The organism is Cellulophaga baltica (assembly GCF_900102165.1).
GTDB classification, from domain to species: Bacteria; Bacteroidota; Bacteroidia; order Flavobacteriales; family Flavobacteriaceae; genus Cellulophaga; species Cellulophaga baltica.
This window is the reverse complement of sequence record NZ_FNBD01000035.1, coordinates 1-4,587: the sequence shown is the minus strand read 5'-3', so window position 1 is coordinate 4,587 and position 4,587 is coordinate 1. Positions and strand designations below refer to the sequence as shown.

Here is a 4,587-nt window from a genome sequence, read left to right as displayed (position 1 = left end):
CTCGTATTTTCCTTTTGGAATTTCTAAATGTTTAAAATTATCTGGAATAGTTAAATTGCTTACAGGAATTGCAGTCAAATAGAAATATTTTTTGTCCTTTTTGAACGTTATTCCATATTTTGTCCAATTCCCTCCATTTTGATTTATTTTTTTTCTTTTCAACTCCGCATTAAATTCAGACCATTGATTTTGTATTATTCCAAAATTTTCAGATTGAGACTTTGTCAATTCGGTAATAAGTCCGCAAACCTTTATATTTTGTTCTATAATTTTCATTTATTTACGGATGTTTTTTCAATGACCGCTAACGTTTGAGCTATGAACAGTACGGGAGCAATCTGGTGTTTGCTTTCCGCCACGCACATAGCGAAATCTTTTGGTTTTCTTTATTTCTTTTTCCCACTAAAATCAAAATCCAAAAGATTTTGCGGACTTTATAAAAGCACACAAACCCAGCGAATAAGTCCGAAGCCCGTATTGTTTATAGGTTGTGTTAGGGAGAGTTTTAATTGAGTTCATTAATGCGTGCATTTAATTTTTTTAACTTTTTGATTAAATTTGCAAATGATTCTGTTTCTCCATAAAACATACTCTCTTTCATAGCCGAATAGTCTTTTTCATATTCCTCTATAACTTCTTTTGGCGGTATAAAATTCAAAGTTTTGTAATTATGGGTACTATAATCTACCCATGATATTTTTGTCAATCTACTTCTATGATTTACGATTGTGTCGTATAATTCTTTATTGCCAATTGCTCTTTCCAAATATTCGGTGTCAATAAGTCTTGAAATATCATACAAATGCCTTGTCATTCGTTCACTTCTAATTTTTTTATCTTTTGGTTTTTGAAATTCCTCGTGTAGCAAAAACATTTTTTCAAGCAAAGTTCTAGTTGGTGTAACAGTAGGGACTATTATAGATTTATCAATAAACTTTTGTTCTGGATAAATGGTGCTAATTATTGAAGACAATTCTTTGTTTTCAAATGGTTCTATAAGTGACCTTGAGCTAATTTCAATAAGAATGCGTGGTTGAAGATATTCTTGTTTTTCAACTAAGGAATTATATTTTAACTCTATGGCTAGTGGGTCTGTATCTGACTCTTCGAATTCTGTGACGTTTAACTCAAATTCTTTTACTCCATTATTCAAAAGAGCTTTTTCTAGAAGTTTAGGGAATTTTTCGTCTATATATTTGCAAGATGCTTTTCTGAGGCTTTTAACTTGTGACGGATTTAAATTACCATTGAAACCGAAGAAAGACCTATCTATAGCTAAATCAATGTCTTCGGAGAATCGCTCTATTATTCCCCAAGCTTTACTTAAGGAAGTTCCACCTTTAAAGACTAAGTGTTTTGCTAATTCAGTAGAAAATATCGCATTTAGCGCTATCATTACCCATAAATCTTTTTCTACCGCTACAGGAAGTAATCCAGTTTTTGAACTTGCTTGATTTATTACTATTTTTCTATCTTCTTCTGATAATTTAAACCATTCTTCCATAATTTATAGTTCAATTAATTCTTTTATTATTTTGGTAATCCATTGTGGAGCTAATTTCGCATCGTGTATTATTAAATCCTTGTCAACAGTAAGTAATATTTGTTTTATCCGCTCTTTTACTCTTAAGGTTATATTTTCTTGCCCTAATTCCTTTAGAGCTTGAATAATTAATATGATCCTGTCGCTTTTTACCGAAAGTAATTTTGGTGAAGCTTTTTTAAATTTAATACTTCCATTATTTACTTTTATTGACCTTGAAGAACCATCAGTTAGATATATAATGTTCATTGGAACTTGTGTAGATAACCCTAATTTATTCAGAGCATGAATACCTGTGGGTATTATTCTAGCTTTATCTCTTTTGGCAATTGCAATAGCGATTTCTTCAATACTTGGATATAAAATACCAAATACCGGATGCTTTTTTGGATATAAATAAATTCCGTGAGCTAAACGCAAAAGGAATTTAATATCCTCTAATCTATTTAACGCTTGTCTTATAGCAGTAGAAGTTCCTATTTTTGAAAAATCTGACGGGAAAAAAATTTTTCCCGTCTTATAATTTGAAATTGCCTTTTTTACTTTGTTTTCAATAGATACAGCCATTTTTTTAAATAAATTATGTCACAAATATAGTAAATAATTGTGACAGAATCACATTAGTCTTTTAGGTAATAATTAGCTCTTTGTGAAGATATTATAGGTGTGAACAACAGAAGAGGGAAGAAAGCGACTTAAGTCGCTTTCTTCCCTCTTCTGTACTTTTTACCATTACTAAGTTCTTTACTTAAAGTTTTTACATCTGTAAATAAGTATTTATTACACTTTAAGTAAAGAACTTAGTAATGGCGAAGGTAGTGTTTTTTTTTGAGAAAGTCAATGATTTATGAAATGTTATTTTTAAATTCTCCCTAACGTTTATGTATAAGAATAGTTGCGTGTTTGTGTGCGAGGATTTTCCGAAGGAAAATCAGACGTTACAAACACACAACGACCTTTGATTAAGCAGTAAACCGCAATTATTTTTATACGGTGTTGGCAACTGGCTTGTTCACATTATTTTAACTTGCTTTTGTGAAAGCTACTTTTATTCCGAAGATTATTAGTGCTGCACCTACAAATATTTCAATTCTTTTTTGATATCGTTGAAACTTATTTAAAATTATTGGATGAGAGAAGAAATATGCAACACTGTAGAACCAAATGAAATGTACAATAGAAATAATTGCTCCATAAATAATCTGGATAATTATAGATGTGTCAACATTTACAATTTGTGTAAATATACTTAAGAAAAAAATTGTTGTTTTAGGGTTTAATGCATTAGTAATAAATCCTGTTTTGAATGATTTGAATTTACTAACACCATTAATGTCTTCTTTTTCAATAGTTTCTTGTTTAACATTTGATTTAGAAAATATTGTTTTGAAGCCAATAAATATCAAGTATGCTGCTCCAATATATTTAATAATGGAAAAAAGAAAAATAGATTTTGATATTAAAATAGCTAATCCTGCAATTGAATATGCTACGTGAAGCCATATAGCAAGGCTTACTCCAATAGCAGAATAAATTCCAGCTGTCCTATTATACATAATACTGCTTCTAGATACCATAAAAAAATCAGGTCCAGGACTAATAGCCATAAAAATGGATATACTTATAATTGCTAAAAACTCTGTAGATTCTGTGAAAATTGATAATTCCATATTTTATTATTATTATTATTTATTTCTGCTTGTTGCCAACGGCTCAGTGTATGAAACGTAGCGTGTAAAAAGACACTACATTTTGGATTTAGCACAAAGCCAATTTTTTATATTTTGATTTAACTTCTCAGTTTTAAAGCCAAATTAAAAACTTGGCGGTCTTAGCAAATAAAACACAAACCTTTCGATTTAGCACTTACTTAGCTATGTTTTATAAACCGTGTTGTACACAGGCTTTATTTTTTATCGCGGACTCTAAATTTTTATAAATTTCCATCATATAAAATCCACCACTAGATATATAATAAACTCTATTATTTTCTCGAAAAATGGAATTAGGAGATTTATCAAATAAATCTTTTAGAGAATTATTATTTTCTAAGCTTTCGTTTAAATTTTGGATAAATTGAGATGCGCAGTTTTCAGATTTAAATATTACTTCTTCAATTCTTGCTCTAGGATATGTTTTTCCTCCCATATCAGTTGTACCTTTTAGAAAACAAAATTGAATCTCAAATATCATTTCACTTAGATAATAAAGATTGTCTATTTTATCTTTTATTTTACTTTTTTCAGTTATTTTTTTTAGCTTTTTTATTCCCTTATATATTTTAGAATCATTAACTAATATAACACCTTGTTTTATTAAGACATAATTACTTTTTAACCTTTCTAGGTTTTCAATTTTACAAAGTATTTGTGAGGTAAAGTCTGAATCTAAATTATTGTCACAAGTAATTTGTCGATTAACAGAATTCATAATTTTATTAGTCTTTGTAGTATCTATTTTAATATCAGTAACAGTGGGAGCTTTTTGTCTTATATTTTGATTACAAGATATAATTAGGAAGCTTAGAATGGTCAAAAATATAGAGACTTTCATTTTTTTTGCTTGTGTACAACGTTTAGTATATGAAAAGTAGGCGATTTCGAAGCACTAACCTTTCGGTTAAGTACAAACTTTGATACGAGCCAAAAGCCTTGATTTCACAACTATTTCGCCTATTTTTTATATGCATTGTGTGTGCCCAGCATGGGCATCTTTTGTTTACCGAAAGGTAAATAATTAATCTAGAGGGTGCAAGTCCCTTATGGGCAGGTGTAACGCCTTGAACCATTAGTAAGCTGCAAGGTTGCTAGTTGTGAGACTAGGACTGAAGGAAGCAGGACTACAAAACTCGGTACTGACGAACAGAAACCGTATATGAGGCATAATTATCTGTGTAAGCAACCACATCATTGTAACGCCCTAAAGAGTACAAAAATGGTAGTTATGTAGATACGGCGGTGATCGAGAGAAAGAAGATGTTCTTACCTGGGGAGGTCTCTACAACCACGAGTTTGGTTATGTAGAGAAGTCAGCAGAAGTCATAG

At 30.3% G+C, this 4,587-nt stretch carries 5 protein-coding genes; all 5 read right to left on the bottom strand.

Translation table 11 applies throughout. From position 1 onward, the window contains the following. The coding region (locus tag BLQ19_RS20625; RefSeq protein WP_175444458.1) for a GyrI-like domain-containing protein at positions 1 to 276 on the bottom strand (276 nt) is incomplete at its 3' end. A gap of 229 nt (positions 277 to 505) precedes the next feature. Continuing rightward, entirely contained in the window at positions 506 to 1,504 is a 999-nt protein-coding gene (locus BLQ19_RS20620; protein ID WP_074539629.1) for a nucleotidyl transferase AbiEii/AbiGii toxin family protein, read from the bottom strand. Between the two features lie 3 nt (positions 1,505 to 1,507). Continuing rightward, positions 1,508 to 2,110, bottom strand: coding sequence for a DUF6088 family protein (locus BLQ19_RS20615; protein WP_074539628.1), 603 nt, complete (start codon positions 2,108 to 2,110; stop codon positions 1,508 to 1,510). Positions 2,111 to 2,565: 455 nt separating this feature from the next. After that, positions 2,566 to 3,213, bottom strand: a complete 648-nt coding sequence (locus tag BLQ19_RS20610) for a LysE family translocator (protein ID WP_074539627.1) — start codon at positions 3,211 to 3,213, stop codon at positions 2,566 to 2,568. A 211-nt stretch (positions 3,214 to 3,424) separates the two neighbouring features. Continuing rightward, entirely contained in the window at positions 3,425 to 4,096 is a 672-nt protein-coding gene (locus tag BLQ19_RS20605) for a hypothetical protein (RefSeq protein WP_074539626.1), read from the bottom strand. Between the last annotated feature and the right edge of the window lie 491 nt (positions 4,097 to 4,587).

Bases quoted from the DNA above. Each gene is read 5' to 3' on its own strand.
- BLQ19_RS20605 (WP_074539626.1), bottom strand. From the start codon at position 4,096: ATGAAAGTCTCTATATTTTTGACCATTCTAAGCTTCCTAATTATATCT.
- BLQ19_RS20620 (WP_074539629.1), bottom strand. From the start codon at position 1,504: ATGGAAGAATGGTTTAAATTATCAGAAGAAGATAGAAAAATAGTAATA.
- BLQ19_RS20610 (WP_074539627.1), bottom strand. From the start codon at position 3,213: ATGGAATTATCAATTTTCACAGAATCTACAGAGTTTTTAGCAATTATA.
- BLQ19_RS20615 (WP_074539628.1), bottom strand. From the start codon at position 2,110: ATGGCTGTATCTATTGAAAACAAAGTAAAAAAGGCAATTTCAAATTAT.